At 63.0% G+C, this 25,954-nt stretch carries 27 protein-coding genes; 16 read left to right on the top strand and 11 right to left on the bottom strand.

What is annotated here, in order from left to right:
* Positions 1-17 precede the first annotated feature (17 nt).
* Genes ABZ728_RS20740 through ABZ728_RS20715 form a run of 6 tightly spaced genes read left to right on the top strand, consistent with a single transcriptional unit; the run spans position 18 to position 6,273 of the window.
* Positions 18-1,094 carry a C4-dicarboxylate TRAP transporter substrate-binding protein gene (locus ABZ728_RS20740; protein WP_366658291.1) on the top strand — a complete coding sequence of 359 codons (1,077 nt, stop codon included), beginning with the start codon at positions 18-20 and terminating at the stop codon, positions 1,092-1,094.
* A gap of 38 nt (positions 1,095-1,132) precedes the next feature.
* On the top strand, positions 1,133-1,714 hold the full coding sequence (locus ABZ728_RS20735) for a TRAP transporter small permease subunit (protein ID WP_366658290.1): 582 nt from the start codon (positions 1,133-1,135) through the stop codon (positions 1,712-1,714).
* Positions 1,711-3,027, top strand: coding sequence for a TRAP transporter large permease (locus ABZ728_RS20730; protein WP_366658289.1), 1,317 nt, complete (start codon positions 1,711-1,713; stop codon positions 3,025-3,027). Before ABZ728_RS20735 ends, ABZ728_RS20730 begins: the two co-directional genes overlap by 4 nt.
* Positions 3,028-3,084: 57 nt before the next feature.
* The gene (locus ABZ728_RS20725) at positions 3,085-3,867 is read left to right on the top strand and encodes a cyclase family protein (protein WP_366658288.1); all 783 of its coding nucleotides are present in this window, start codon (positions 3,085-3,087) and stop codon (positions 3,865-3,867) included.
* Complete coding sequence (locus ABZ728_RS20720) at positions 3,854-4,831, top strand: 3-keto-5-aminohexanoate cleavage protein (RefSeq protein ID WP_366658287.1); 978 nt, start codon at positions 3,854-3,856, stop codon at positions 4,829-4,831. Before ABZ728_RS20725 ends, ABZ728_RS20720 begins: the two co-directional genes overlap by 14 nt.
* Before the next feature lie 11 nt (positions 4,832-4,842).
* Positions 4,843-6,273 carry a M20/M25/M40 family metallo-hydrolase gene (locus ABZ728_RS20715; RefSeq protein ID WP_366658286.1) on the top strand — a complete coding sequence of 477 codons (1,431 nt, stop codon included), beginning with the start codon at positions 4,843-4,845 and terminating at the stop codon, positions 6,271-6,273.
* A 3-nt stretch (positions 6,274-6,276) separates the two neighbouring features.
* Here ABZ728_RS20715 and ABZ728_RS20710 read toward each other — a convergent pair whose 3' ends face one another.
* Positions 6,277-6,843, bottom strand: a complete 567-nt coding sequence (locus ABZ728_RS20710; protein WP_366658285.1) for a PAS domain-containing protein — start codon at positions 6,841-6,843, stop codon at positions 6,277-6,279.
* A 6-nt stretch (positions 6,844-6,849) separates the two neighbouring features.
* Complete coding sequence (locus ABZ728_RS20705) at positions 6,850-7,797, bottom strand: DMT family transporter (protein WP_366658284.1); 948 nt, start codon at positions 7,795-7,797, stop codon at positions 6,850-6,852.
* Between the two features lie 218 nt (positions 7,798-8,015).
* Here ABZ728_RS20705 and ABZ728_RS20700 point away from each other — a divergent pair, with 218 nt between their 5' ends.
* Positions 8,016-9,428 carry an amidase gene (locus ABZ728_RS20700; RefSeq protein WP_366658283.1) on the top strand — a complete coding sequence of 471 codons (1,413 nt, stop codon included), beginning with the start codon at positions 8,016-8,018 and terminating at the stop codon, positions 9,426-9,428.
* Positions 9,413-10,024, top strand: a complete 612-nt coding sequence (locus ABZ728_RS20695; RefSeq protein WP_366658282.1) for a helix-turn-helix domain-containing protein — start codon at positions 9,413-9,415, stop codon at positions 10,022-10,024. The genes ABZ728_RS20700 and ABZ728_RS20695 overlap by 16 nt, the downstream gene beginning before the upstream one ends.
* Here the strand turns inward: ABZ728_RS20695 and ABZ728_RS20690 are convergent.
* Positions 10,019-10,912, bottom strand: coding sequence for a DMT family transporter (locus ABZ728_RS20690; RefSeq protein ID WP_366658280.1), 894 nt, complete (start codon positions 10,910-10,912; stop codon positions 10,019-10,021). The two genes, ABZ728_RS20695 and ABZ728_RS20690, sit on opposite strands and share 6 nt — an antisense overlap.
* Before the next feature lie 205 nt (positions 10,913-11,117).
* Between ABZ728_RS20690 and ABZ728_RS20685 the strand changes: the two genes are divergently transcribed.
* Complete coding sequence (locus ABZ728_RS20685) at positions 11,118-12,137, top strand: DUF3137 domain-containing protein (RefSeq protein WP_366658279.1); 1,020 nt, start codon at positions 11,118-11,120, stop codon at positions 12,135-12,137.
* Here the strand turns inward: ABZ728_RS20685 and ABZ728_RS20680 are convergent.
* Positions 12,122-13,225, bottom strand: a complete 1,104-nt coding sequence (locus ABZ728_RS20680; protein ID WP_366658278.1) for an AI-2E family transporter — start codon at positions 13,223-13,225, stop codon at positions 12,122-12,124. The two genes, ABZ728_RS20685 and ABZ728_RS20680, sit on opposite strands and share 16 nt — an antisense overlap.
* Before the next feature lie 110 nt (positions 13,226-13,335).
* The gene (locus tag ABZ728_RS20675) at positions 13,336-14,235 is read right to left on the bottom strand and encodes a LysR family transcriptional regulator (protein ID WP_366658277.1); all 900 of its coding nucleotides are present in this window, start codon (positions 14,233-14,235) and stop codon (positions 13,336-13,338) included.
* 350 nt (positions 14,236-14,585) lie between these two features.
* Here ABZ728_RS20675 and ABZ728_RS20670 point away from each other — a divergent pair, with 350 nt between their 5' ends.
* Entirely contained in the window at positions 14,586-14,912 is a 327-nt protein-coding gene (locus tag ABZ728_RS20670) for a hypothetical protein (RefSeq protein WP_366658276.1), read from the top strand.
* Positions 14,913-15,095: 183 nt separating this feature from the next.
* Here the strand turns inward: ABZ728_RS20670 and ABZ728_RS20665 are convergent, their stop codons facing one another.
* Both ABZ728_RS20665 and ABZ728_RS20660 read right to left on the bottom strand, forming a co-directional pair.
* The gene (locus ABZ728_RS20665; protein WP_366658275.1) at positions 15,096-15,632 is read right to left on the bottom strand and encodes a peroxiredoxin-like family protein; all 537 of its coding nucleotides are present in this window, start codon (positions 15,630-15,632) and stop codon (positions 15,096-15,098) included.
* A 113-nt stretch (positions 15,633-15,745) separates the two neighbouring features.
* Positions 15,746-16,537 (bottom strand): IclR family transcriptional regulator, encoded by a 792-nt coding sequence (locus ABZ728_RS20660; protein WP_366658274.1) that lies wholly within the window; start codon positions 16,535-16,537, stop codon positions 15,746-15,748.
* 129 nt (positions 16,538-16,666) lie between these two features.
* Here ABZ728_RS20660 and ABZ728_RS20655 point away from each other — a divergent pair, with 129 nt between their 5' ends.
* From ABZ728_RS20655 to ABZ728_RS20630, 6 genes are all read left to right on the top strand, one after another.
* Positions 16,667-17,338 (top strand): amino acid ABC transporter permease, encoded by a 672-nt coding sequence (locus ABZ728_RS20655; protein ID WP_366658273.1) that lies wholly within the window; start codon positions 16,667-16,669, stop codon positions 17,336-17,338.
* Positions 17,335-17,985: an amino acid ABC transporter permease gene (locus ABZ728_RS20650; RefSeq protein ID WP_366658272.1), complete on the top strand. Its 651-nt coding sequence runs from the start codon at positions 17,335-17,337 to the stop codon at positions 17,983-17,985. Before ABZ728_RS20655 ends, ABZ728_RS20650 begins: the two co-directional genes overlap by 4 nt.
* Entirely contained in the window at positions 17,972-18,703 is a 732-nt protein-coding gene (locus ABZ728_RS20645) for an amino acid ABC transporter ATP-binding protein (protein WP_366658271.1), read from the top strand. Before ABZ728_RS20650 ends, ABZ728_RS20645 begins: the two co-directional genes overlap by 14 nt.
* Positions 18,704-18,730: 27 nt before the next feature.
* Entirely contained in the window at positions 18,731-19,519 is a 789-nt protein-coding gene (locus tag ABZ728_RS20640; protein ID WP_366658270.1) for a transporter substrate-binding domain-containing protein, read from the top strand.
* 94 nt (positions 19,520-19,613) lie between these two features.
* Positions 19,614-20,639: a succinylglutamate desuccinylase/aspartoacylase family protein gene (locus tag ABZ728_RS20635; protein WP_366658269.1), complete on the top strand. Its 1,026-nt coding sequence runs from the start codon at positions 19,614-19,616 to the stop codon at positions 20,637-20,639.
* Positions 20,636-21,580 (top strand): pyridoxal-phosphate dependent enzyme, encoded by a 945-nt coding sequence (locus tag ABZ728_RS20630; protein ID WP_366658268.1) that lies wholly within the window; start codon positions 20,636-20,638, stop codon positions 21,578-21,580. Before ABZ728_RS20635 ends, ABZ728_RS20630 begins: the two co-directional genes overlap by 4 nt.
* Before the next feature lie 634 nt (positions 21,581-22,214).
* Here the strand turns inward: ABZ728_RS20630 and ABZ728_RS20625 are convergent.
* Genes ABZ728_RS20625 through ABZ728_RS20610 form a run of 4 tightly spaced genes read right to left on the bottom strand, consistent with a single transcriptional unit; the run spans position 22,215 to position 25,873 of the window.
* Positions 22,215-22,865 (bottom strand): HD domain-containing protein, encoded by a 651-nt coding sequence (locus ABZ728_RS20625; RefSeq protein ID WP_366658267.1) that lies wholly within the window; start codon positions 22,863-22,865, stop codon positions 22,215-22,217.
* A gap of 27 nt (positions 22,866-22,892) precedes the next feature.
* The gene (locus tag ABZ728_RS20620; protein WP_366658266.1) at positions 22,893-24,179 is read right to left on the bottom strand and encodes a TRAP transporter large permease; all 1,287 of its coding nucleotides are present in this window, start codon (positions 24,177-24,179) and stop codon (positions 22,893-22,895) included.
* Positions 24,179-24,790 (bottom strand): TRAP transporter small permease, encoded by a 612-nt coding sequence (locus ABZ728_RS20615; protein ID WP_366658265.1) that lies wholly within the window; start codon positions 24,788-24,790, stop codon positions 24,179-24,181. The genes ABZ728_RS20620 and ABZ728_RS20615 overlap by 1 nt, the downstream gene beginning before the upstream one ends.
* A 15-nt stretch (positions 24,791-24,805) precedes the next feature.
* Positions 24,806-25,873 carry a TRAP transporter substrate-binding protein gene (locus ABZ728_RS20610; protein ID WP_366658264.1) on the bottom strand — a complete coding sequence of 356 codons (1,068 nt, stop codon included), beginning with the start codon at positions 25,871-25,873 and terminating at the stop codon, positions 24,806-24,808.
* Positions 25,874-25,954 lie beyond the last annotated feature (81 nt).

The following is a 25,954-nucleotide window of genomic DNA, read 5'->3' as shown; positions in this document are numbered from 1 at the left end:
CACGGAGGAAACCCTTGATGACATACCGTATTCGCCACGCCCTGCTGGGCGCCACAGCGGCCGTGATCGCCGCGGGGGCCGCCGCCGGTCCGGCCGCGGCCGATGATTTCAACATTACAGTGGTCAATGGTCACCCGCCGATCTTTCTGTGGGTGAAACACCTGACCGAAACCTTCATTCCAGCCGTCGATGCCGCGCTTGAGGGGAGTGGGCATTCCATAGCATGGCAGGAAGCGTATGGCGGGTCGCTGGCGGCAGTCGGCGGTGAGCTTGAAGCCCTGGAGATCGGCCTGGCAGAAGTCGGCGTCGTCCCGACGGTGTTCGAGCCCAACTCCCTGCCGCTGCAGAACGTCACCTATTTCACGCCGTTCGGCACATCGGATGCCGAGCTGGTGCTCGATGTCGTCAACGACCTGCACGAGACGGTTCCGGGCATGGTCGAAAGCTGGCGTGAATACGACATCGAATATCTCGGCGGCGGGTTCGCATTGGATAACTACCTGCTGATGACGAATTTTCCGGTTGAGACGCTCGACGACCTGCAAGGTCGGCGCATCGCGGCGCCGGGACCGGCCGTCAACTGGCTGGAAGGCACGGGCGCGGTCGGCGTTTCCGGCGATCTGACCAGCTATTACAATGATATTCAAACAGGCGTGTTTGACGGCGTGATTGTGTTCCCGACGGCGGCCGCACCGGCCCGCTTGCACGAGGTAGCGCCGCACCTGACCATCACCAATTTCGGCGCTCAGTATGCTGGCTCCGTCGTCGCCAACGGGCCGTGGTACGACAACTTGCCCGAGACCGTACAGAATGCCCTGCGGACGGGGGCCGGCGCCTATACCGAAGCTTATATCGCCGAGCAGTCCGAGCGTGTCGAAGCCGCCTTCGAGACCCTGACCGGGGGAGACGGCTCGGTCAGTGAACTGTCCGCCGGGGAACGGGCGCGTTGGGCGGAGGCGCTGCCGGACGTCGCCGGCAACTGGGCCGAGGATGCCGAGTCCCGGGGCTTGCCGGCAAACGCCGTGCTGGACGCCTATATCGCGGCCTTGACCGAAGCCGGTGTCGAACTGCCACGGGACTGGTCGGACAGGTAATAACCGCCCGGTCCGGCTTGCGACATAGTGGAGGCAACGTGGCAACGACGCAGAATCTCTCGACCGGCATCGGGTTGCTCGATCGGGTATCGGTCGCCCTGGACCGGCTGACTGCGATCATGAGCGCGGTCGGTACGGCCATCATCCTGGTCATCATGATGCTGATCGTTGCCGACGTGGTCGGGCGGGCGGCGCTCGGCGCGCCGATCGCCGGGGTGCCCGAGATCGTGGCCATGTCGATCCTCGCCATCGTGTTCCTGCAGATCGCGAATACGCTGGCGCGCGGCAAGCTGACCCGATCCGACGCCCTCCTGGGCGCCCTGTACCGGCGTTCTCCCAGGGCCGGCCGACTGCTGGACGGCGTGATGCATCTTGGCGGCGCCTTCCTGATCGGCGTCCTGATCAACGCGTTCTGGCCGCTGTTCCTGCGCAGCTATGGCCGCAACGAAATGGTCGGCGCGGTCGGCCAGTTCAACGCGCCGATCTGGCCGGTCCATGGCATCGTTCTTGCCGGTTCGGTGGTGCTCTGCATGGTCTTCCTGTCCCGCACCGCCGCTTTGTTCGTGCTGGCCTTTCGCGGCGAAGTGAACAGGAACGGGCTCGGGGAAGCGGCGGAATGACGGGCATGGAGATCGGGCTTGGATCGCTCGCCGCCATCCTGATCCTTATCTGGCTGGGGATGCATGTCGGCATCGCGCTGTCGCTGGTAAGCTTTGTCGGTATCTGGTTGCTGCGCGGCAACGCCGATCAGGCGGCCGGGATCCTGTCCCTGGCCGCGCGAGAGAGCATCTCCAGCTATCTGTTCGGTGTCGTGCCGCTATTCGTTCTGATGGGGCTGGTGGTCAGCCGGGCGGATATCGGCCGGGATACCTTCGACGTCGCCAACCGGATCTTTCGCCGCGTGCGCGGCGGGCTGGGCATGGCGACGGTCGGAGCCAACGCGGTATTTGCCGCTATCACCGGCATCTCGATCGCGTCGGCGGCTGTTTTCGCCAAGGTCGCCGTGCCGGAAATGCTGCGCATCGGTCATACGCCGCGCTTTGCGACCGGCGTCGTGGCGGGCAGTTCCGTTCTCGGCATGCTGATCCCGCCCAGCCTGCTGCTGATCCTGTATGGCATCATCGCCGAACAGTCGGTTGGCCTGTTGTTCATCGCCGGTATTCTTCCCGGCATTCTGCTGGCGGTCGCCTTTTGCGCCGGCATCTGGGTAATGGTCAGGTTCTGGAGCGGGTTTACCGGTGTCCCGGTCGCGCCTGCGCCGGATACGTCAGCGCGGCGCGGGTTGCTCGCGGACAGCATCGGCAAGCTGCTGCCGATCCTGGCTCTGGTCACACTGGTGCTTGGTGGCATATATGGCGGCATCTTCACGCCGACCGAAGCCGGGGCGGTGGGCGCGCTGGGCGCCATCGCGATTGCTGTGGTCAAGCGCCGCATGGGGGTTCGCGCGCTCTGGGGCGTGACGCTGGAGACGGGTCATATCACAGCGGCGATCTGCTTCCTGATCATCGCCGCGACCATGTACAGCCGCATGCTCGCGCTTTCCGGCCTGCCGGCGGCAATGACACAATGGATCATCGCCCTCGATTCCGGAATCTACGGGTTCATTTTCTTCTATGTGCTGGTGCTGATCGTGCTGGGAACGATCCTGGACAGTTCGTCGATCATGCTGATCACCCTGCCCCTGGCGTTGCCGGTTGCCGGGGCGATGCAGATCGATCTGATCTGGTTCGGCATCATCACGGTGCTGGCGGTGGAAATCGGATTGCTGACGCCGCCACTCGGCCTGTCGGTCTATGTTATCAAGGGGGCATTGGACGACCCGGAGATCGGACTGGGTGACGTATTTGCAGGGGCGGCGCCCTTCGCGGTGATCATGCTGTTCGTGCTGGCCCTGATCGTTGCCTTCCCGCCCATCGCCACGGGTCTGTTATAGCGGGCTCGTCGCAGCCCGATGCCCACGGCTTGCCAATACGCCAACGGAGCCACCGCCATGTCTCGCCGCATCATCGACCTCTCTGTCGCCCTGGAAACCGGAATTGCCTCCGACCCGCCGGGTTTCGAGCCGGAAATCACGTATCTTGGGCACGAGCAGACGGCCGAGCAGGTCGCCGGGCTGTTCCCGGGTCTGCGCCCGCAAGATCTCCCCGGCGGCGAGGGCTGGGCGATCGAGAAGCTCGACATCATCACCCACAACGGCACCCATCTCGATGCGCCTTATCACCACCATTCGACCATGGACGGGGGCAAGCGGGCGATCACCATCGACGAGGTGCCGCTGGACTGGTGCTTCCAGCCGGGCGTAAAGCTGGACTTCCGGCACATGCCCGACGGCTATGTGGTCACGCCGGACGATGTCGAGGCTGAACTGGCGCGGATCGGCCATACCCTGTCGCCGCTGGAAATCGTGGTCGTCAACACGGCGGCTGGTGCGGCTTATGGCGACGACGACTATATCGACCGGGGCTGCGGTGTCGGCCGCGCGGCGACGCTATGGCTGCTGGAGCAGGGCGTTCGCGTCACCGGCACCGATGGCTGGAGCTGGGATGCGCCATTCTCGCATACGCGCCGGCGGTTCGAGGAAACCGGCGATCCCACCCTGATATGGGAGGGTCACCGCGCCAGTATGGAAATCGGCTACTGCCACATCGAAAAATTGACCAATCTCGACAAATTGCCCGCAACCGGGTTCACGCTTTCGTGCTTTCCGTTCAAGATAAGGAACGCGTCGGCCGGATTCGTCCGGGCGGTCGCGATCCTCGATGACGATCGATAACCTCAACAGCCGGAGCAGCGCCGCCATGGCCAAACCGAAACGCAAAGTCATCGTCACCTGCGCCGTCACCGGCGGGATACACACGCCGACCATGTCGGAGGGGCTGCCGTATAAACCGGCCGATATCGCATCCCAGGCGATCGCTGCCGCCGAGGCCGGCGCGTCTATCCTGCATCTGCACGCCCGCGACCCCGACGATGGCCGCCCGACGCCCGATCCGGACGTGTTCATGCAGTTCCTGCCGGTGATCAAGCAGAGCACCGATGCCGTGGTAAACATCACCACCGGCGGCGGCATGGGCATGACCGTCGATCAGCGGCTGGCCGCGCCGATGAAGGCGGCGCCGGAAATGTGCTCGCTGAATATGGGGTCGATGAATTTCGGCATCTTCCCCATGGCCGCGCGCTACAAGGACTGGAAGTTCGATTGGGAAAAGCCGTTTCTCGAAGCTTCCGACGATTTCATTTTCCGCAACACCTTCAAGGATATCGACTATATCCTGCGCGAACTGGGCGAGGGGCACGGCACCCGCTTCGAGTTCGAGTGCTACGATGTCGGGCATCTTTACACTCTGGCGCATTTCGTGGATCGCGGCATGATCAAGCCACCGTTCCTGGTCCAGACGATTTTTGGCATTCTGGGCGGAATCGGGGCCGATCCCGAGAACGTGACCTTCATGAAGCACACCGCCGACAAGCTGTTCGGCAATGATTTCGTCTGGTCGGTTCTGGCGGCCGGGCGCCACCAGATGCCGAGCCTGACCCAGGCGCTGGTCATGGGCGGCAATGTCCGTGTCGGCCTGGAGGACAGCCTTTATCTCGGGCCGGGGCAACTGGCGGCGAACAACGCCGAACAGGTAACCAAGATCCGCACCATCATCGAGGCGCTCGACCTGGAAGTGGCGACGCCGACCGAAACGCGGGAAATGTTGACGCTGAAGGGCGGCGACCGGGTCAATTTCTGAGAAAGCGAGCCATGTCCACGACGCCTCTGCCATCCGGTACCGACGATCCGGTGCTTAACGATCTGCTGGGCCGGGTCGACGAATTGGTCCATCGTCTGGCCCATTATGTGGCCTTTCCGTCGGTGGGGACGGATTCTGCTTATGCCCAGGGCATGGCTGACGCCCGTGCGTTTCTGGTCGACCGGCTTCGGGCGTTGGGATTTTCCGGCGTCACGACACTGGAAGCCGGCGGCGAACCGGCGGTGTATGCCCAGTCACTGGAGGCGCCGGGTGCGCCGACGTTGCTGATCTATGGCCATTACGACGTCCAGCCGCCCGATCCGCTCGACTTGTGGACGACGCCGCCCTTTACCCTGACCGAGCGCGACGGCCGCCTCTATGGCCGGGGCGTGTCGGACGACAAGGCCCCGGTTCTGACGGCGATCGAGGCACTCGGCGCCTTCATATCGATAGAGGGGCGGCTGCCGATCAATGTGAAGATCCTGCTGGAAGGCGAGGAAGAGACCGGCAGCCGGAGCCTGGCGGCGATTTGCCGGCACCATCGCGACCGTCTGGCCGCCGATGCCGTCGTTTCCGCCGACGGCGCCCGCTGGCGCGCCGATCTGGCGACTGTCAATGTCGGTTCCCGCGGCAACAACGGCTTCGAGGTGACCGTCACGACGGCGGTCAAGGACCTGCATTCGGGCCGGTACGGCGGCGCGGTGCCCAATGCCCTGCATGTCATGGCGGGACTGTTGGCGGGCCTGCACCGTCCGGATGGGGCCATCGCCGTTTCGGGTTTCACTGACGGCCTGATTCCGCCGACCGACGCCGAGCGCGAGGCGATGATGGCGATCCCGTTTGACCGGGCGGGATTCTTCGACGCGTTGGGAACGGTCGATACCGGCGAGGCCGGATTCGATGTGCTGGAGCGGCTGTGGTACCGCCCGACGATCGAGGTCAACGGCATGTGGGGCGGCTATACCGGCGAGGGGTCGAAGACTGTCATTCCCAATCGGGCCACGGCAAAACTGACCATGCGTCTTGGTCCGGGCCAGGATCCCGACACCGCGCAGGCCGCCGTCGTCGCTCATCTGAAAGCGGCCTGTCCGGCGGGTGCTTCCGTGGCGATCGACGACAATCGCGGCGGCTGCGCGGCCTATTCCACGCCGCTGGACCACCCGCTGCTGGCCGCTGTCGAGACGGCTTTCGCCCGGACTCTCGGTACCCAGCCGCTGCGTGTGCGGATGGGCGCGACGCTGCCACTGACGGCGATCATGAAAACCGAGTTGGGTCTCGATACCGTGCCGCTGGCCTTTGCCACCGCTGACGAGGATTATCACGCGCCCAACGAATTCTTTCGAATGAGCGGCCTGACCGACGGCCTGGCGGCGTGGGTGCATTTCGTGCGCGTGGCGGCGACGCAGACGGCGGATGACTACGCTGCGTATTCCGTCACATAAGCTCTAGCCGTCGCCCTGGATGCCGGCGAGCCGCGCTGCCTCTCCGGTCGGATAGGACGCGCCAACCAGCCACAGTTCCGAGTTGTCGGGACTGTGGACGGGCAGCGACATGGTTTCCAGTTCACCTGAGAAATTGCCCGAGACGAAGCGGGCCCTGAGGAACAAAGGGACGCGCGTTCTCACGACACTGTTCGACAGCGCGATGCACTGTTCGGCTTCGTCGGGATAAAAATGCACCGTAAACGGCACATTCGTCGTATCCTCGCCGAACAACCATGTAATGCGGGAGCCGACGAGGCGGTAGCGCCAGTCCCGGCCGCCGTCCATGGGCTCGATCACGAAGAAATACCCCATCGAACCGCATTCCTGTATGCGCTCGAAGGTAAAGGCGGTCCGGTTAGGCAGGTCCCCCGGCGGCGAAACCTCGCGCCAGAGATCGAAGAGCGCCCGGGCCTTCGGGCCGACCGGCGCGGCCAGTTCTTCGAACATCGGGTCGATCAGCTTCGAGCGCGCCGGTGCCCGGTCGATAAATCCCCATCGTTTACCGGGAGCCTCGTTCGTCAAACTCAATCTCCGTCATCCTTCGTCGGCTTCGCTACGCCGGGCTGCGGCATGGCCGGTTGTCGTGTCGCGGGTCCTTTCGGCCGCTGCCTGCCGGCTCAGTTTGCGCTCCCTGTAAATTGTAAACAACCCCGTCATGACAACGATTGTAATCCCCAGCACGGTCCAGACGTCGGGAATATCGCCGAAAACCACCATGCCCAGGATAATCGCCCAAATCAGGATCGAATAGCGGAATGGCGTGACGAAGCCGATCTCGCCGACCCGCATGGTCATGACCGCGAGCACATAACCGGCGAACAGGCACAGGCCAGCGCCGGCAAGGACGATCACGCCGTAAGCGGTCATTGGCGTCCACGGGCCGAGCGTCGAGCCGCCGGCCCCCAGCACCAGGATCGCTGCCGAGGCGACGAAGGCGACATGCAGGGACGGAATGCCCGGTGACAGTCGGTAAGTCGTCAACTCGCGCAGAACGATGAACCCCACCGCCGCCAGGGCCAGCAGTGAATAGCTGTTGAAGTCGGCCGCACCGGGGCGAACGATCATCATGACGCCGCCGAAGCCGATGATGATGGCGGCGTATCGGCGCCAGCCCACCGGTTCCTTTAGAAAAATGGCGGCGGCCAGCGTCAGCGCCAGCGGGACCGATTGCAGGATCGCCGTCGCATTGGCCAGCGGCATGTTGATCAGCGCGGTCAGAAAGCAGACCGTCGCGCCTACTTCGCCGGTGGTCCGCAGCACGACCAGACGCCGGTCGTTCGGCGGCAGGCGGACGAGCAATGCCTTTTGCCGCCACGCAACGACGGCGATCAGCAGCGTCGCGAATATGCCGCGCACGAGGATCGCCTGAAAAAGCGACATCTCCTGTGATGCCAGCTTGATCAGCGTGTCGTTGGTCACGAAAGCGGCCATGCTGCCCATCATCAGAGCGGCGCCGCGCATGTTGTCGCTCATAGGGGCCATGCTTGTCCGCAACCTGGCGTTTGTTTTTACCGGCGAGGGTGACCGTCGGGAAAGTCGACGATACAAGCCGCATCCGCCCGAAGTCCAGGGTTTCGGAACCTGCCGATCGGGCAGCGCGGTCGATGTTGACACTGAAAAGAGAATATATTATTCATTATTCTTCTGGCGAAGAGGGGGCGGTTATGCAACCAGGACAGTCCCGCGACACGCAATCGCGAATGGATGAATTCGTCCATATGGATGCCACGGAGCAAGGGCGGCTGGTCCGCGACGGCGAGGTCACGGCGCTGGAACTGACTGAGGCTGCTATTGGCCGCATTGAGCGGCTGAATCCGCGGATCAATGCCCTTGCGTCGGCCGATTTCGATCTTGCGCGTCAGCATTCGCGAGATGCGGCCGGGCAGGGCGTGTTTGCCGGGGTGCCGACCCTGCTCAAGGATCTGCTTGCCTATCCCGGTTATGAATGTGCCTTGGGATCGCGCCTGTTCAAAGGGCAGAAGGCACAGGGCGGGTCGCCCTATACCGAAGCTCTCGACGAAAGCGGCCTTGTCGTTCTGGGCAAGAGCGCGACCTCGGAATTCGGTCTGCTTGGCACGACCGAGACGGCCGCCAACGGCGCGACGCGCAATCCGTGGGATCTTCGCCGCTCGCCCGGCGGATCATCCGGCGGGGCCGTGGCTGCCGTCGCATCGGGCATGGTGGCGATCGCGCATGCCTCCGACGGCGGCGGATCGATCAGGGGGCCGGCATCGTTCTGTGGCCTGTTCGGCTTTAAACCGAGCCGGGGGCGGACGGTGTCGGCCGGCATGCCCGCCGATCTGCCGACCGCAGGATTGGTCAGCGAGCATTGTGTGAGCCGATCCGTTCGCGACAGTGCCGCATGGCTGGAAGCGACCGAGCAGCCCGACCAGGGTCGATCCTCGTCCCGCGATTCCGCGCCAGCGCCGCTGCGGATCGGCGCCTATCGCTGCGACGCGTTCGGCCGGCCGCCAAGCCCCGAAGCCGACGCCGCCCTGGAGACGGCCTGGCGCCTCTGCCAGGATCTGGGCCATGAGGTTGTCGAGATCGAATCCCCGCCATTCGATGCCGATGAAACCAGCCGGGCGTTCTTTGCCCTTACCGGACTGGTTCTGAACGGTATGGTGGCCCAGTTCAGGGCGATGATGGGAGCGGCCTTCGACGACACGCTGCTGGAGCCACATACCCGCGAAGTCATCCGGCGGGCGCAGGGTCTTGGGCCCGAGGCATACGAGCGCTCGCAATCCGCGTTGACCGACGCCGAGCGCGGTTTGATCGACGCGATGGCGCCGTTCGATGCCGTCCTTTCTCCGACCGTGCCCTTTGCCGCCTTTGAGTTGGGGCAATACGGGCCGGATCGTGACACCGACGCCCTGATCGACTTCACCGGGCGATTGGCCGGCTATAGGTTCGCCGCATCGATGGCCGGTTCGCCGGCAATGTCCGTATCGCTGTACTGGACAGACGAGGGGCTGCCAATCGGCTGTCATTTCGCGGCATCGCCGGGCCGGGACGAAGTGCTGTTTTCACTGGCATATCAGCTGGAGGCCGCGGCGCCCTGGCAGCCCCGGCTGGTGGCGCTGGCGGAGGCACTGGCGTGCCGCAGCGACTGAAGCCGGAAATCCGCGCAGGGATCGTTGCCGCCGCCGCCGCCGTATTCGCCGAAAAGGGATACACCGGCGCCAGGTTGTCCGACATTGCGGCAAAGGCCGATCTCAGTACCGGGAACATCTACAAGTATTTCGGCGGCAAGGACGACCTGTTCAATGATGTCGTGACCCCGCCCACGGCGGCGCGGCTCCTGAGGTTGCTTCGGGCGCGGGTCCGCGAATTGGGGACGATGGAGGATTGGCCGGCCGCGGATGCGCAAGGGTCGCGCCGGGCCGACGCGCTGCTGTCATTCTGGATCGAGCAACGACTGGCGGTTCTGATCCTTCTGGACGGATCCGACGGTACGAGGTACGAGCATGTCCGTGTGCTGATCGCCCGGGAAATGGAACGTCTGGCCGTTGCCTGGCTGCGGGAACGGCAAGGTCCGGAGTCACTGACACCCGAAATGGTGTTCGTCATTCGCCAGACATTCGACCATACCGTCGGCATGATCGCGGCGATATTGCGCCATTCCGGGGATGCCGACTCCATCCGTCGGGCGTTCGGTCTGTTCTGGCGCTATCAGCTTGCCGGGCTGCAGGCATTGTTCAGGTCATAGGGCAGGGGTCTTGCGCGTTTCCCGAACGACGATATAAATGCCGCTGGCGATGATCACGGCGGCGCCGGTATAGGTCCAGACGCCGGGCATTTCGCCCCAGATCAACCAGCCGAACAGGCTGGCCCAGACAAGAGCGGTATAGTCGAAAGGCGCGACGATCGCTGCCGGTGCCATGCGAAAGGCCTGGGTGATGAAGGTCATGCCCAGGGTGCCGAACACGGCCATGCCGAAGAACAGCGGCAAGTGGTTCATTTGCGGCGTCTGCCAGGCGAGCGGCGCCAGGGCCGCGCTGATCAGCAGCGGAAAGAAGACGACGTGGAACATCATCGTCCAGACCGTTTCGTCGCGGCTGATCCAGCGTGCGCTGATCATGGCGAGGGCATATAACGCGGCCGTGCCGACGACGAGAAGGGATGCGGGCTGGAACGCGGCCGCGCCGGGCCTGACGACGATCAGGACACCTGCGAACCCGACAATCACCGCCGTCCAGCGCCGCCAGCCGACCTGCTCGCCCAGAAACGGCACCGAAAGCGCGGTGATGAAGATCGGCGCGGCGAAAATAAGCGACGTCGCTTCTGCCAGCGGAAGGAACGACAGCGCCATAAAGAATGCATAGGCGCCGCCGACCAGAAACAGCCCCCGCAGGGCGTGAAGTCCGAGATGGGGCGTCAGGAACGCCGATCGACCGCCGACTGCGAAGACGATACCGGCAATCATCGGCATCGCCAGCAGATTGCGCAGGAAGACGATCTGAAGCGGCGAATAGAAATCGGTAAGCCATTTTGCCATGGCGTCGTTCACGACCAGACACAGAATGCCGGCGCTCATGACGGCGATCGCCTGGCCGTTGGATCGGGTCCCGCCCCATAGGCTCGAAGATGTGCTCATTCAGGCTCCACACCCTTGTTCAGGTTGCGCACCGGGCGCATTTCCGCCCCGCATTTCCGCCAAGTCCCTGCAATCCTCATTCATCTGATCCGGTGGGGTTCCAGTATAGGCCCGCCTCCGTTATCGTGGGTTGGCGTATATAAGTGCTGACCAGTGGCAATCCGCGCGACCATAACCTACCGATACATAAATACAATGGGGCTTCATGACCGCAACATTTACCGAACGTTCGCCGGCCGAAGGTGGCTTTGCGGCCGTCTTCGCTGACCGTGTCGCGCCTGAGCTCGATCGCCTCGAAGGTGTCCGCCGTCAATTGCTGGCAACGGCCAAACGTCATATGGCAATTGCGGTCGGCATCGGTTTGGTTCTGGGCCTGCTGCTGGTCTGGACCGGGGGCAATTCGGCCGGCATAGCCGGCTATGCGTTCGGTTTCGGCATCCCGGTGGCGATCAGCGCTGTGGGCGCGTTCATCCTGTGGAAGCGCCAGGAGAAGCAATGGGAAGGATCTGTCGCTCAGGCCGTGATGCCGGCCGTGTGCGATTTTGTCGGCGACCTTGCCTATGATCGCGAGGCCGACAAGGGGTTTCCGCTGGAGCGGATGCAAAGACTTGGCGTCATAAAGTCGTTCCACGAGTCCACGCTCAGCGACCGGCTCGAAGGCCGTTATCGTGAGACCCCGTTCGAAATGGTTGAGGCGAAGCTGAAAAGCAAAAGCAGCAACAATGACGACAACAGCAGCAGTTCGTCGAAGACGCTTTTCGACGGCCTGTTATTCAGCATCGGCGTGCCGGAAACCCTGCGGACGCGAATTCTGATCGCCCGGGATTATGGCGGCGTGGGAAACAAGCTGACCGAGATGTTCTCCGGCAAGTCCGGCCGCGGCATGCCCAAGGTCGCACTGCCGCATGAGAAGTTTGAATCACAGTTCGAAGTGTATGCCGACGACCCTGAGGCAGCGCGCGCCGTTCTGGCCCCGGCTTTCCTGGACAATCTGATCGCGATCGCCGAGGCCGAGGGCGGGTCCGAGGGACCGCGCGGCCTGCAGGCCGGTTTCCATGAGGATCGCTTTTTCCTGGCCCTCAGCCGCAAGGAGGATTTCCTCAAGATGGGATCGCTGCAGACGCCGGTGACCGGGATCGAGGACGATCTCCACGCCGTCTTTGACGACCTCGCACTGGTGTACCGCATCATCGACCGTCTGCACGGCATTCATCCCGCCTCGTGATGATCGGGCGACAGGTGTGACGACTCGGGCAGATTGTCCGGCGGCTCACCGTCGGCCGACAAGAGGACGGCCAGTGGCCGCAGGGGCGTGACATGGGCGCAGATGATCATCAGCATCACGGTAATAGGCACCGCCAGGAACATGCCGACGATCCCCCACACCGCGCCCCAGAATGTCAGTGACAATATGATGGCGAACGAACTGAGGTTGAGGGTCCGCCCCATCAACATTGGCTCGACGATGTTGCCGATCACGAACTGAAGAGTTCCGAGGCCGAGGAACACGACGAGCACCGGCGTCCAGATTTCGAATTGCACCATCGACGCCAGCGTCGGCAGGACCGAGGCGATGATCGAGCCGATATTGGGGATGAAATTCAGAAGGAACGCCAGCAGCCCCCACGTTTCGGCAAAGTCGACGCCGATCGATTTCAGGGCGGCGTAGGTGAGCAGGCCGGTCAGGGAACTGACGATCGTCTTGACCAGAATATACCGCCGAATGCTTGAGCCGATCGATTGGACGACGCCGCGCACGACCTCGGCCCGCCTGGGGCTGGTAAAAAGGCGGTCGAACTTGCGCGACGCATGGGAGCGTTCGGCCATGAGAAAGCCGATATAGATGACGATCAGGATGACCGTGGTCAGGCCATAACCGGCGGAGCCGGCGACCCAGCGGGCGTGGAAGCCGAAATCGATCTCGGCGACGCTGTCGACCAATCCGGCCGATATGTCATCGCCAAGCCACGAGAACAGATCGATCACGATTTCCTGAACTCTTGCAGCATAGTGCGGGGCGGCCGCTGCAAATGCGTCAATCTGACCGGCCAGGATGCCGGCGATGATCAGGATAAAGAGCGCGCTGACCGAAATGACGATGATGTTGGACAGCCAGTAAGGCGCCGAAACCCCCAGAATCCGGACTCGCGTGATACTGTCGGCGGCAGCGGTCAGCAGGCTGAAGATCAGGATCGCGATCGCTAGTGGCAGCAGGAACGAGCGGCCCTGTTCGAGGACGATGAGCATGAAGCCGGTGGCGATGATCGCCAGCAACCATGTCTGAACCCGGTCCGTTCCAAAAGGGTGTTTCACGCGGTTAGCCTGTCCGGGTTTGCCGTGGGTATCGTGCAGCACGGCGGAGCCGCCGAGTCGCGCATGGACGAGGATACCCCAACTGCCAGTCGCAACCAAAATCGCCGCGATCAGGCGGACCGAACCTCGACGTCTTCACGGGCCGCGCGGCGAAGCCAGGAGGTGAAGCTCTTGAGTGCGGGCCGCATTACGCCGGGGCGATAGACGAGACGATAGCCCGTGGGTACGGCCGGATCCTCCTCGAACAGAACGACGAGCCGGCCCGCCCGGACTTCTTCCTCGACGAAGACTCGCGCCACGCTGCCGATCCCCTGACCGTCGCGCAGGGCGTCCAGTAACATGTGTCCAGGCAAGTGGGTTATGTCGTGCTTGTTCTCGACCTTGACGCCGCGCACGCCCAGCCAGCGAATGAACTCGTCGGTACCCAGTTCCTGTAGCCACGGCACGCGCATCAGATCCTCCAGCGTCGCGATTTTCTCGCGGTCGACCAGTTCCCGGGCCGCCACGACGACGAAGTTCGAGGGCACCAGCAGTTCTTCGTCCAGGCCCGGCCAGCCGCCGGTGCCGAAGCGGATGGCGAGGTCAAACGTCCCGCCCTTGATGTCGACCAGGTCGACGGACGGATTAAGCATCAGTTCGATGTCGGGGTTTTCGGCGCGGAATGAGGCGATGCGCGGCATCAGCCAGCGTACCGCAAAGCTCGGCGTCATGGAGATCCGCAGTGGCCGGTCAGCCTCCTGCGCAATCAGCGCGGAAACTGCGTCGTGAACGATGCCGAAACCTTCCGACAGCCGGGCCGCCAGAGCTGCGCCTTCCTGCGTCAGCGAGAGCCGCGAGCCGTCGCGCTGCATCAGCGGCATATCGAGACACGACTCCAGCCGCCGCACCTGCTGCAGGACAGCGGCGTGGCTGACGTTCATCTCGCGGCCGGCGGCGGTATAGCTTCGATGCCGTGCCGCGGACTCAAACGCCTTCAGGCAGGAAAGCGACGGCAGGGCAGACCAGTCCATCTGTAACTCCAGCTTACGATTGGTAACCATTCATGATTCACGTTTCGTCACGGAAACGGAGATGCTGATGGTCGCACAATCCTAGCAGGAGTTACGGCGATGTTCGATGTTATGGCGAGCAGTTTCATGACAGCAGCGCGGACCGAAACCGTTGCACGATCGGAATTCAGCAGTAATCAGCGCCGGGAGAGCGATCCGAATGATCGGGTCCCTGCGCAAAGGGGGCTACCCGAGAAAACATGGGGGGCAGCCTTGATATTGCTATTGAGTGCCAGCCTCTAGCATACCATGTAATGCCGAGGATCGTAGGGGCGCTCTATTTAACGAATATGACGAGAAGGTAGTCGATCATGAAACGGCTTTCAGCAGCGATTGTAGTCGGCAGCGCCGCGATTTTCGCGTCCGCGGCGGTCATGGGCGCCGCGCCGGAAAGAATACAGCAGTCCGTATATGGAGTCATGCAGCAGCATGGTATTCCAATGAACAGCGGCAGTCTGTCCATCCATGAAATGAAGGTCCGGACCGGTGACAACGAATATTCCGACGGCTACAGAGCCTGGGTGGAGATCCCCGGCGGCGAGCCTGGATATCTTGTTGTTGAACTGCGGCCAAGCGGCAGCGTCAAGCAGGTCTACACCCGGTTCGGCGGGCGGATTGCCGGCGTTCCGTCCTACTGACCCGAAGGGTACTGGCCTGAGGCCAACCGAACTTGCGGCAATTTGACGTCCGGGGGCCATACAGACCGGGAGAACGCCGGTCGTGTGGTCCCCGGTCAGTCCTGGATGCTTATCTTAAAACAGCTGATCCCCCGTGTAGCCAGCCATCTGAACGTCCCCGCCACAAACCGGGCGAGCCGCATGTCAAACCGGGCCGTCATACTCGCCGCGCGCCGGGTAATTCTTTTCGATCACGTTATCGAGCGCCTTCAGCAGTTCCCGGAAATCCGGTCGGACGAACGGCATCGTCTGGATATAGCTGTAATAGAGGCTTCGGTCGGGCCGGACGAGGAAGACGCCGGGTTCCGGGAACAATGGGGGTTCCTCGATTCCGATCGAGGTTTTGCCGCGTGATGTCGAAAGATAAAGGCCCCAGGCCCGGGCCGTTGACAAAGGCAGGTCGTAGCCGATCCTCAACGCTCTGGTTTCGAGTTGCGCCGCCATTCCGGCAGCTCGTTCCTCGCCGTCGCCGCTGATGGCGATGGTTTCGACGTCCCGTTGCGCGAATTCCGGCGTCAGCTTGTCCAGCGTTTTCAGATAGGTCGCGCAGATCGGGCAGTGCAGCCCCCGATAGACGCAGATCAGAACGCCGCGAGGCGACGAGACCGCATCGATGTCAAATCTGTCACCTTCGATCACGTTGACCGACAAGTCTGGCGTCTTCTGTCTCGGCAAAATCATTCCGGCTCTCCCCCAGGTTCGGATTCTTGAGAGGGCGCATCCTATAGAATTCCCTGCAATGGTGCCCGGTCGGTTTTCCCCTAGTCGCACGGCCCTTTCATCGGTCCATGCTTTTATTGCCTGGCTTGCATTGCCGGCGGACGATAATCCTCCAGCCCGGCGGCGATATCGGCGCAGGCATCAATGACTTTTTCCCGAACCGCTTCGTAGTTTGCTGTCGTTTCGCGGCGGTTGAGATAAGCGACGATAAGAGAGGCGACGGCGCGGCCGTCATTCAGCACTACCGGCGAGGCAATGTCGGTGATACCGACGATGTCCCGGCTGTCGCGGACGAGCGAACCTTCCTGCCGAACTGCGTCGAGGTCGGCTTCCAGCGCCGCCATGTCGACGTCGCTGCGCATGAGGATGATGCTTTCCTGGATCATGCGGCGGCGGGTTTCTGCGGGCTGGAAAGCGATCAGCAACAAACCGGAATGGGCGTCGATCAGCGGTCGGCGATATCCCAGGCGCAATGTGAACATCATGTCCGAACCGCCCGACGCGGCTGCGATGACAACCGTCTCGCCGCGGTTGGCCACGACCAGATGAACCGACTGGCGGGTTTCTTCGGCCAGATTTTCGACCACTGGTCCGGCAACAGCGACGAGATCGCGGGTCTTTGCCGTCTGCATACCCAGTGCGAAAAGTTTGTTGGTCAGCGTCAGCCCTTCGCCGTCGCGGTCGCGGGCGATATAGCCCCGATTGATCAGGACGCGAACCATCCGGAAAATCTCGTTCTTTGAACGGCCGAGCCTTTCGGCGATGTCGCGGGTTGTCAGAGCACGGCCCTCTGCCGCCAGCAATTCCAGAATGTCCAGGCCCTTTTCGAGCGCGGGGGCCGCATAAGTCGCCTGTTCCTTTGTCATGCGATCGCACCAGGATTCGTTTCATACATGAGTCTTGACCTTACATATGAACCAGATATAGCATTATGGAAACGCTGAGCCCCAGAATAATCGCGATTAAGCAGGCATGGCAGGGAGTGGGCTGCGCTAATGAACTACAACTTCAGATTTGGGGCGCTCGCGCCTTATTGGGACGACATCGTCGAAGGCGTGGTGCTGACCCTGCAATTGTCGGCGATCGCCATTCTCATTGGACTCCTCATCGGTATTCTGGTGGCTGCGTTGCGGACTGGCGGTCCCCGGCTGCTGCAGATACTGGCGAAGTCGTATGTCGAAGCTTTCCGGAACACGCCGCTTCTCGTCCAACTATTCATCGTGTTTTTCGGTCTTTCGAGCCTTGGCCTGCGGTTTTCGGCCAACGAGGCCGCACTCCTGGCGCTGTCACTGAATCTGGGCGCCTATAGTGCGGAAATCATCCGCGCCGGTATCGAATCCGTTCACAAAAGCCAGCGCGAGGCGGGTTTCGCGCTGGGGCTGAACGGATTCCAGGTATTCCGATACGTCATCCTGTTTCAGGCACTCAAGGCGATTTATCCGGCACTGACGAGCCAGTTCATACTGCTGATGCTGACCACGAGCATCGTGTCGACGATCGGGGCGAACGAGCTGTTCCACACCGCCTCGTTCATCGACTCCCGCACCTTCCGCTCCTTCGAGGTCTATACCGCCATCACGTTGATTTATCTGGTGCTGACCCTTGGGTTCCGATCGGCTTTTGCCGCCTTTTACTGGATCGTGTTTGTGAGGAGGCCCGCCCGATGATGCGCGAATTCGGGTTCGACGATGCCGTCTATCTGCTTCTCGCGGCGCGCTGGACCGTGCTTCTGACCGTTGTTTCCGCCCTGATCGGCGGCGCTATCGCCCTGTTCGTCGCCATTCTGCGGATCGTACCGTTCCGTCCGGCCAACTGGCTGGCGATCGGCTACATCAATCTCATTCAGGGAACGCCGATCCTCGGCCAGCTCTTCGTTTTCTTTTTCGGTCTCAGCATTTTCGGCCTCAATGTCGATGCCTGGACGGCGGCGGTAACCGCATTCTCGATCTATGCCAGCGCGTTTCTGGCCGAGATCTGGCGTGGCAGCCTGCAATCCGTGCCGAAGACTCAATGGGAAACATCGGCGGCCCTCGGACTGAAATACGTGCAGCGTCTGCGCTATGTGATCATTCCCCAGGCCGTCCGGATCAGCATCCCGCCGACTGTCGGGTTCCTGGTGCAACTGGTCAAGAACACGTCGCTGGCATCGGTCATCGGTTTTGTCGAACTGACCCGCGCCGGCCAGATCATGAACAATACGACCTTCGCGCCGATGACTGTCTATTTGACCGTTGCGGCGATCTATTTCGTCATCTGCTTCAGCCTTTCGCAGGCCAGTGTCAAATTCGAACGGAGATACCATGTCGCTCGTTGAGCTTGAGGGCGTTTACAAGGCGTTCGGTAAGGTCGAGGTGCTGAAGGACATCACGCTGGACATCGAAACGTCGGAGATCGTCACGATCATCGGTCGCTCCGGCTCCGGCAAGTCCACGCTACTGCGCTGCGTCAACGGCCTGGAACCCGTTCAGAAGGGCCGCATCACGGTTGACGGAACCGACGTCACCGCGCCCGGCGCCGACCTGAATGCGCTCAGGCAGCGGGTCGGCATGGTGTTCCAGAGCTATAACCTGTTCCCGCATCTGAATGTTGAGCGTAACGTCATGCTGGCGCTCAAGGTCGTCCGCAATACACCTGACGCCGAAGCCCGCGACATCGCCGCCGACATGGTCGCCAAGGTCGGGCTGGCCGACCGGCTCAAGGCCTATCCCGAAGAACTGTCCGGCGGGCAGCAACAGCGGGTGGCGATCGCCCGGTCGCTCGCAATGGGGCCGAAGATCATGCTTTTCGACGAGATAACCTCGGCCCTCGACCCGGAACTGGTCGGCGAGGTTCTGCGCACGCTGGAATCCCTGGCTCAGGACGGGATGACGATGATGCTCGTCACCCACGAAATGAACTTCGCCAAGACTGTCGGAACGCGGACGGTATTTATGCACGAAGGGCGCATCCGCGAAGAAGGGAAGGCGGCTGAAACGCTGACCGACCCCAAGACGCCCGAATTGAAGAGCTTTCTGAACGCCGTTCTCCATTAACGGCAGAACCGGGAGAAGGAAAATCATATGCTGAAAAAATTGACTGGCTTCGCGGCACTGGCCCTGACCGCCGCCCTCGCATTCGGATCGCCGGCCAAGGCCGACCTTCAGGATATTCTCGACGCCGGCACGATCCGTATCGGCGTGCCGGTCGATGTGCCGCCTTTCGGCTATCTCGACGAAAGCAACGAGCCGATCGGCCTCGACATCGAGGTCGCCCGCATGGTGGCCGAAGCCCTGGGGGTCGAACTGGAGTTGCAGCACGTTACCAGTGCGAACCGGATCTCGTATCTCGCCACGGGGCGGATCGATCTTACCATCTGTGCCATGGGCGCAACGCCGGAGCGCGCGCTCCAGATCGATTTTTCGTCGCCCTATTCGGCGCTGTCCATTGGTCTCTACGGCCCGCCGGACATCGACGTTTCGGGCGTCGAAGACATCGGCGACTACTCCATCGCCGTGGCCCGGGGCACGACCCAGGACATCGAACTGACCGCCATGGCGCCGGACGCCAATATCAGCCGGTTCGACGATGACGCGACGGCGGCGTCGGCCTATCTCTCCGGTCAGACCGATCTGTTCGCAACGGCCAACATCATCGCCAAGGACCTTACCGAGCGCGATCCCGACAATCCCCTGGAATCGAAGATCGTCTTCCGCTACTCGCCGACCCATGTGGGCGTGCCCAAGGGCAACCCGGAACTGCTGCGCTGGGTCGATACCTTCGTCTTCTATAACCTGAACAACAACCGCCTTTCGGATCTGACCGAGGAATGGCTGGGCGAGCCGCTTCCCGACGCGTTCCCGAGCCTCTGACCACGATGCTGATGGGGCGCGTCTCGATGCGCCCCATTTTTCCGCCCGATTTTTATTCGCCCGATTCTGGCAACTGAAACATGAAGATCTGAACATGGCGCGCAAGTCCACGGCCTTCACGGATATCGATTTCGAGAAACAGGGCAAACAGACCGGGTTTCTCCATATCCCGCATTCTCCCCATGAAGATGCCTGGGGCGTGACGCGCATCCCGCTCGCCGTCATCGCGAACGGCAGCGGCCCGACCGTCATTCTGCAGGGCGGCTGCCACGGCGACGAATACGAAGGACCCATCGTGCTGGGCGAGATCCTGCGCGATCTTGATCCCTCCTCGATACAGGGCCGCCTGATCATATTGCCCGCGATCAATGTGGCCGCGGTCGAGATGGGGCGCCGGACGTCCCCGGTCGACGGGCTCAACATGAACCGGACCTATCCGGGCGATCCGGCCGGCACCATCACACAGCAGATATCCGCATATGTCACCGACGTCATTTACCCCATGGGTGACGCATTTCTCGACCTGCATTCCGGCGGATCGTCGCTGATGATTCTGCCCAGCGCCATCGTCGAGCCGACCGTCGATCCGGAACATCACAAACGAAATGTCGCGGCCGTTCTGGCCTTCGACGCGCCGTTGACCGTGGTCGTGGACAATCTCGGCGAAGCGCGCACTTCGACCGCGACATCCGTCAGGGCAGGGTTGACGACCGTCGGCACCGAAATGGGCGGCGGCGGCACGGTCTCGCTCGACGCGCTGAAAGTGTGCCGCCAAGGGGTCCGGAATGTGCTGGCGCATCTGGGCGTGCTGCCGGCGCCGGAAAAAAGTTCGGCTTCCAGCCCGGCCGGCGAGCGCCGGATCCTGAAGATCCCCGGCCCGTCGGGCTATGTCTTCGCGCCCACCAGCGGCGTGTTCGAAAGCTTTCACCCGTTGGGCACCATGGTTCGGGCCGGACAGGAAGCAGGCCGTGTTCATCACCTGACCGACCCGGCAAGGCCGCCGGAGATTCTGCGTTTCGGCGCTGACGGGTTACTGTATGGCTGGCGTCAGCCCGGCCGGGTCGTGCCCGGGAACTGCTGCTTCGTCGTCGCCGTACCGTATGAGGGTGAGCTGAAATGATCGATATCGAGGATATCCGCGCCGCCGCTGCCCGCATCGACCGCCACGTCCGGCATACACCGATGGTCGAGGCGAGCCATTTCAAGGCCCCGGCCATCAAGGGAAGCGACCTGCTACTGAAACTCGAACTGCTGCAGGTGACGGGCTCGTTCAAGGCGCGCGGCGCCACGAACAAGCTGATGGCGACCCCGGAGGAAACGCTAACGAAGGGCATCGTGGCGGCATCCGGCGGCAATCACGGACTGGCAACGGCCCGAGCCGGCTATCTGGCCGGCGTGCCGACGACGATCTTTCTGCCGGAAAACGTGTCGCCGTCGAAGGTGACCAAGCTTCAGGCCTGGAATGCAGAGACCGTGATCACCGGGTCGGTCTGGGACGAAGCCAATGCCGCCGCGCTGAAGCGTGTGGAAGAGACAGGCGCCGCCTATTTCCACCCCTTCGCCGATCCGCTGATCGTCGCCGGGCAAGGCACGACCGGACTGGAGATTCTGGAGCAGATGCCTGATGTCGATACCGTCATCATCGCGATCGGCGGCGGCGGGCTGATCGCCGGCACCGCCACCGCGCTGAAGTCACTGGCACCGTCGGTGCGGGTCGTGGGCGTCGAGGCGGTGGGCGCGCCGACCCTGAAGAATTCGCTGGAAGCCGGCGGCGTGGTGACGCTCGACCGGATCACGACGTCTGTGCCGACACTGGCCTGCAGTCGTACCGATGAGGGCATTTACGAAATCGTTCGCGACCGGGTCGACGAGATTGTTCTCGTCGACGACGACCAGATGCGCGACACGGCGGCGTGGCTGTGGTTCGAGATGGGCCTTTCGGCCGATCTCAGCGGCGCGGCGGCTCTGGCGGCACTCCGCCACGGGGCGATCACCATACCGCCGGGATCGCGGGTCTGCGCGCTGGTCTGCGGGGCCGGGCCGGAAGGGGCCCAGGGTTAGGAGAAGTCCCGGGAGCGGCCGGCCCAACGAGGGTCACCACTCTATGCGATTCACAGATCGCCAGCGGCAACGCTATCCCCTCCTGATCGTCCCCGACACCGATCGGGGACCCCGAGACGCATGAGCCCGGTTCGCGTGTCACGATCGAGAGTTGCCGCACGAGGTCCCAGGTCGGCAGCGCGTCACTTCATGGCGGCGCAGCGCCCGGGACGATCAGGGGGTGGAACTCACCGTTTCCGCTATCGATCACATTGTGGGAATGCCCAGGACCCCGATCGGGGACCCCGAGACGCATGAGCCCGGTTCGTGTTTCACGACCGAGAGTTGCTGCACGAGGTCCCGGGTCTGCAGCGCGTCACTTCGTGGCCGCGCAGCGCCCGGGACGATCAGGGGGCGGAACTCACCATTTCCGCTATCGATCACGTTGTGGGAATGCCGTAGGACACCGATCGGGGACCCCGAGACGCATGAGCCCGGTTCGTGTTTCACGATCGAGAGTCGCTGCTGCCGAGGTCCCGGGTTGGCGGCGCGTCACTTCGTGGCCGCGCAGCGCCCGGGACGATCAGGGTGCAGAATCACGGTTTCCGCGATCGATTTCGTTGTGTGAATACCGTCGAGGTCACCACCGGGAGGGTCACTTCCTGGACTGATCGAGCCACGGGTCGGTGTCGGAGAGCTGGCCGCCCGCTTCGGCGATCTGCCAGAAGCTGTAGTCGGCCCAGTGCAGGATGGTGTTTTCCTTGCTGCGGGTCAGCAGATCGCCCTCGCCGGAATGGGCGCCGGCCATATGGGCCACGGCCTCGGGCAGATCGCAGGTCAGGCAGATGTGAATGCCGTAGCCGGGATGGCGCATCGACGGCTGGCCGACCCTGGAGGGGTCGTCGGTCCAGCGTGCGACATTGGCCGGATCGAATTCCCAGACCTTGCCGATATCGTGGCACAGCGATCCGGCGATCAGGATATCGCGGTCATAGGTGAAGTCGGGGAACAACTGGTCCATCTCCTCGGCCATCTTGACCGCGAGGCGCGTCACCGAGCGGATATGGTCGGCCTGGGTGCCGACGCGCAGCGGCTTTGAGTTATAGTTGCCCGACGGCTTCAGGTCGCCCAGGCGGTTCAGGCCGCTTGCGGCCAGGGCCGCAGCCCAGGCGTTGAGCACCTTCGTACGCAGGTCGGTGGATTCGATCCAGTCGATCTCCGGCATTTCTTCCAGCATGGCCATGCGCATGGCCTCTGTAACGACGACCGTGGTGCCGCGAAGGCGAACGGTGAATTCCTCTGACATGGTTTCCTCGGTTGTGAATGCCGCACGTCAGCCCCGGATCAGTTCCGGCAGCCACAGCGCGATCTGTGGAAAGGCGATAAGCAGGACAATCATGAGGGCGAGCGCCAGCATGAACGGCATGACGCCGGCCATGATGTCGACGATCGATCCGCTGCGGCGAACGCCCTGGACGACGAACAGGTTCATCCCGATCGGCGGCGTGATGAGGGCCGTTTCGCAAAGGACCACGATGAGAATGCCGAACCAGACCGGGTCGAACCCCGCATTGACGACCAGCGGCGTCAGCACCGGCACCGTCACGATCATCATCGGCAACGGGTCCATGAAGCAGCCGAGCACGAGATAGATGGCGATGATGGTCAGCAGCAGCCCGAACGGGCTCAGCCCCATCTCGGTGACCGCCTGATTGACCGCCGTCACCAGCCCCATCGCCGACAGCACGAAATTCAGGAACCACGCCGCCATAACGATCAGCATGATCATGCCCGTGGTTCTCATGGTGCCGTCGAGCACCTCCAGCAGCATGCGCCCGTTCAGGCGGCCATTGAACGCCGCCAGCACAAGGGCGGCAATGACACCAAGCGCGGCGGATTCCGTCGGCGTCGCCACACCGGCATAGATGCTGCCGATGACGACGACGAAGATCGCCAGCGGCGGCAGCAGGTCGGGCAGGCTGCGCAGGCGGCCGCCCCAGTCGGTCTCGACCCGCCGCCCGCCCAGCCCGGGCCGCAGGACGCACAGCACGATAATGGCAAACGAAAAGACGGCGGCCAGAAGCAGGCCCGGCACGAACCCGGCCATATAGAGCGCGGGTACCGATGTGTTCGTCAGCCATCCGTACAGGATCAGGTTGATCGATGGCGGGATCAGGATGCCCAGCGTTCCGCCGGCCGCGATCGAGCCGTAAAACAGGGGCTCGCTGTAGCCATAGCGGTCGACCATCGGCCGGGCGACGACGCTGACGGTTGCCGCCGTCGCGACGCTGGACCCGGACGTCGCCGCGAAGGCGGTGCTGGCGCCGATATTGGCGTGCATCAGACCGCCCGGAAGCCAGCCGATCCACTGCGTCATCGCCCCATACAGCCGTTCCGCCAGCCCCGACCGCAGAAGGATCTCGCCCAGCATGACGAACAGGGGGATGCTGACCAGCAGATAGTTCGACGACGACACCCAGCTCAGTTCGCCCGCCGCGAGATAGAGCGGCATGGGAGAATAGATCCAGTCGAGGCCGAGCGCCAGGATCAGCATGACTGCGGCGACCGGCAGGCCGAGTGCCAGCAGCCCGAACAGCAGGGAAAGTGTCACCGGCACCATCAGACGGTCCCCCTGTCGTCGGCTCTATCGGGGGATTTCCCCAGCCATTGTTGCGTCTCGCTGATTGCTTCCTCGACCTCCTCTTCAGTGCCGGGCGACCCGGCGATGGTGTCGACGCGGGCGAAGTCCGCCGCGATCATGGCGACAAAGGCCCGGCCCGTGCGCCAGGCCGCGATGGCCGTGAACCAGAACAGCCCTGCCGTCCAGGCCCCCTGTGGAATGACCAGCGGAGTGCCAAGCGGCGTGTTGGCTCTGGCCGACAGACCCCACGACGTCTGGAACATTTCCAACGCCCCGGCCGACAGGACGAAGCCAATGCCGGCCAGACTGGCGAGGCCGAGGATGTCCAGAACGGCTTTCGCGCGCGCCGGCAGGCGCTGGGGCAGGACGTCGATGCGCACATGGCCGCGTTCGAACACGACATAGGCCAGCGCCCAACTGGCGCCGACGGCCAGGGCGTATGACGACAACTCCGTGCCGAGGCTGAAAGCCCCCAGACGCGAGTAGCGCAGGATGACTTCCGTCCCGATCAGGATTGCGGCGCCCAGTAGCAGGGCGCCGCCGATCCTGGCCATCAGCAGAGAGACAAAGGCGAAGAACCGCTCGATCATCGTGCCGATTCGGCCCTAGTTGACGGCGACGTCGATACCGACGACCGAGCCGACCTGCGCGTTCCAGGCTTCGGCACAATCGGCGCCGCAACGCTCGGCCCAATCCGGCAGCACGCTTTCCAGCAGCAGTTCGCGGGCAAGCGCCTGGTCCTCGTCGGACAGTTCCACCAGGGTCATGGCCGGCTCTGCCACGATGCCGTCGTTGCAATCACCTTCGGCCGTGTTGCAGTTGATGCCGTCCTGAATATCGGCGGCGGCCTGCTCCCATTGCCGGTCTTCCATGCCGGCGAACTCTTCGCGCAGGAAGTCGCGCGTTTCCTCGTCAAGACGATTCCAGTTCTCGGAATTGGCGGCGAAGAAAGTCATCGCCCAGCCCATTGGCAGCATGACCAGATGGTCGGTCACCTCCCACCAGCGCGCCGTATTGCCGGCCGACGTGCCGGTAATGGCGCAGTCAGCGACACCGCGTTCCATGGCGGGCACGACTTCGGCAAAGGGAATGTTGACGGGCTGGGCGCCGATCGCTTCGACCAGTTCCGACATCGAACGGTTGAAGGTGCGCACGGTCCGGCCTTCGAGATCGGCCAGTTCGTTGACCTCCACGCTGCAATACAGCACCTGCAGCGCGATCGGCGACATGGACAGCAGCGTGACGCCGAAATCGCGCTCCATCACTTCGGCCAGTTCCGCCCGGAAGGCGTCGGTCATTTCCCGCTGTTCGTCGATGTCAGCAGTCAGCCCGGGCAGGTCGAGGGCCTCGAAATGGGGTGCCTCGCCCGCCATGTAGCTGAGCGTGCCCTCTGATATGTCGAACATGCCGAGGCGCAGCAGCCTGAGGACCTCCGGGCCCTGAATACCCAGATCGTCCAGCGAATTGAAGGTCGTGGTGATCGCGCCGCCGGATGCTTCGGGCAGATGGTCGTTGAAGAACGGCTCCTGCACATAGCGGAACTGGTTCTGGGTCTGGTTGCCGCCGGAAACCTTCAGGTCGACGCTCTGAAGGTCGTCGGCGAAAGCGCCACCCGACGCGGCGGCCAATGCGAGAGCGGCAACGGAGCCGGTGATCCCTGGGAATTTCAACATCTCAAAGCCTCCCTTGAACGAAGCCCTGCTATCGGGCCGGTCCGGCCGGTGGAGCCAGCGGCCTGCAGAGGATGGTATTCA

It is taken from the genome of Fodinicurvata sp. EGI_FJ10296 (assembly GCF_040712075.1).
In the GTDB taxonomy this organism is placed as follows: domain Bacteria; phylum Pseudomonadota; class Alphaproteobacteria; order DSM-16000; family Inquilinaceae; genus JBFCVL01.
This window is presented reverse-complemented; position numbering and strand designations above follow the sequence as displayed.

Excerpts from the sequence above, each read along its gene's own strand:
- ABZ728_RS20725 (WP_366658288.1), top strand. The coding sequence starts at position 3,085 with ATGTCTCGCCGCATCATCGACCTCTCTGTCGCCCTGGAAACCGGAATT.
- ABZ728_RS20655 (WP_366658273.1), top strand. The coding sequence starts at position 16,667 with ATGAACTACAACTTCAGATTTGGGGCGCTCGCGCCTTATTGGGACGAC.
- ABZ728_RS20720 (WP_366658287.1), top strand. The coding sequence starts at position 3,854 with ATGACGATCGATAACCTCAACAGCCGGAGCAGCGCCGCCATGGCCAAA.
- ABZ728_RS20740 (WP_366658291.1), top strand. The coding sequence starts at position 18 with ATGACATACCGTATTCGCCACGCCCTGCTGGGCGCCACAGCGGCCGTG.
- ABZ728_RS20635 (WP_366658269.1), top strand. The coding sequence starts at position 19,614 with ATGGCGCGCAAGTCCACGGCCTTCACGGATATCGATTTCGAGAAACAG.
- ABZ728_RS20665 (WP_366658275.1), bottom strand. The coding sequence starts at position 15,632 with ATGATTTTGCCGAGACAGAAGACGCCAGACTTGTCGGTCAACGTGATC.
- ABZ728_RS20610 (WP_366658264.1), bottom strand. The coding sequence starts at position 25,873 with ATGTTGAAATTCCCAGGGATCACCGGCTCCGTTGCCGCTCTCGCATTG.
- ABZ728_RS20715 (WP_366658286.1), top strand. The coding sequence starts at position 4,843 with ATGTCCACGACGCCTCTGCCATCCGGTACCGACGATCCGGTGCTTAAC.
- ABZ728_RS20650 (WP_366658272.1), top strand. The coding sequence starts at position 17,335 with ATGATGCGCGAATTCGGGTTCGACGATGCCGTCTATCTGCTTCTCGCG.
- ABZ728_RS20660 (WP_366658274.1), bottom strand. The coding sequence starts at position 16,537 with ATGACAAAGGAACAGGCGACTTATGCGGCCCCCGCGCTCGAAAAGGGC.
- ABZ728_RS20700 (WP_366658283.1), top strand. The coding sequence starts at position 8,016 with ATGGATGAATTCGTCCATATGGATGCCACGGAGCAAGGGCGGCTGGTC.
- ABZ728_RS20690 (WP_366658280.1), bottom strand. The coding sequence starts at position 10,912 with ATGAGCACATCTTCGAGCCTATGGGGCGGGACCCGATCCAACGGCCAG.
- ABZ728_RS20620 (WP_366658266.1), bottom strand. The coding sequence starts at position 24,179 with ATGGTGCCGGTGACACTTTCCCTGCTGTTCGGGCTGCTGGCACTCGGC.
- ABZ728_RS20675 (WP_366658277.1), bottom strand. The coding sequence starts at position 14,235 with ATGGACTGGTCTGCCCTGCCGTCGCTTTCCTGCCTGAAGGCGTTTGAG.
- ABZ728_RS20640 (WP_366658270.1), top strand. The coding sequence starts at position 18,731 with ATGCTGAAAAAATTGACTGGCTTCGCGGCACTGGCCCTGACCGCCGCC.
- ABZ728_RS20615 (WP_366658265.1), bottom strand. The coding sequence starts at position 24,790 with ATGATCGAGCGGTTCTTCGCCTTTGTCTCTCTGCTGATGGCCAGGATC.
- ABZ728_RS20705 (WP_366658284.1), bottom strand. The coding sequence starts at position 7,797 with ATGGCCCCTATGAGCGACAACATGCGCGGCGCCGCTCTGATGATGGGC.
- ABZ728_RS20685 (WP_366658279.1), top strand. The coding sequence starts at position 11,118 with ATGACCGCAACATTTACCGAACGTTCGCCGGCCGAAGGTGGCTTTGCG.
- ABZ728_RS20645 (WP_366658271.1), top strand. The coding sequence starts at position 17,972 with ATGTCGCTCGTTGAGCTTGAGGGCGTTTACAAGGCGTTCGGTAAGGTC.
- ABZ728_RS20670 (WP_366658276.1), top strand. The coding sequence starts at position 14,586 with ATGAAACGGCTTTCAGCAGCGATTGTAGTCGGCAGCGCCGCGATTTTC.
- ABZ728_RS20625 (WP_366658267.1), bottom strand. The coding sequence starts at position 22,865 with ATGTCAGAGGAATTCACCGTTCGCCTTCGCGGCACCACGGTCGTCGTT.
- ABZ728_RS20630 (WP_366658268.1), top strand. The coding sequence starts at position 20,636 with ATGATCGATATCGAGGATATCCGCGCCGCCGCTGCCCGCATCGACCGC.
- ABZ728_RS20730 (WP_366658289.1), top strand. The coding sequence starts at position 1,711 with ATGACGGGCATGGAGATCGGGCTTGGATCGCTCGCCGCCATCCTGATC.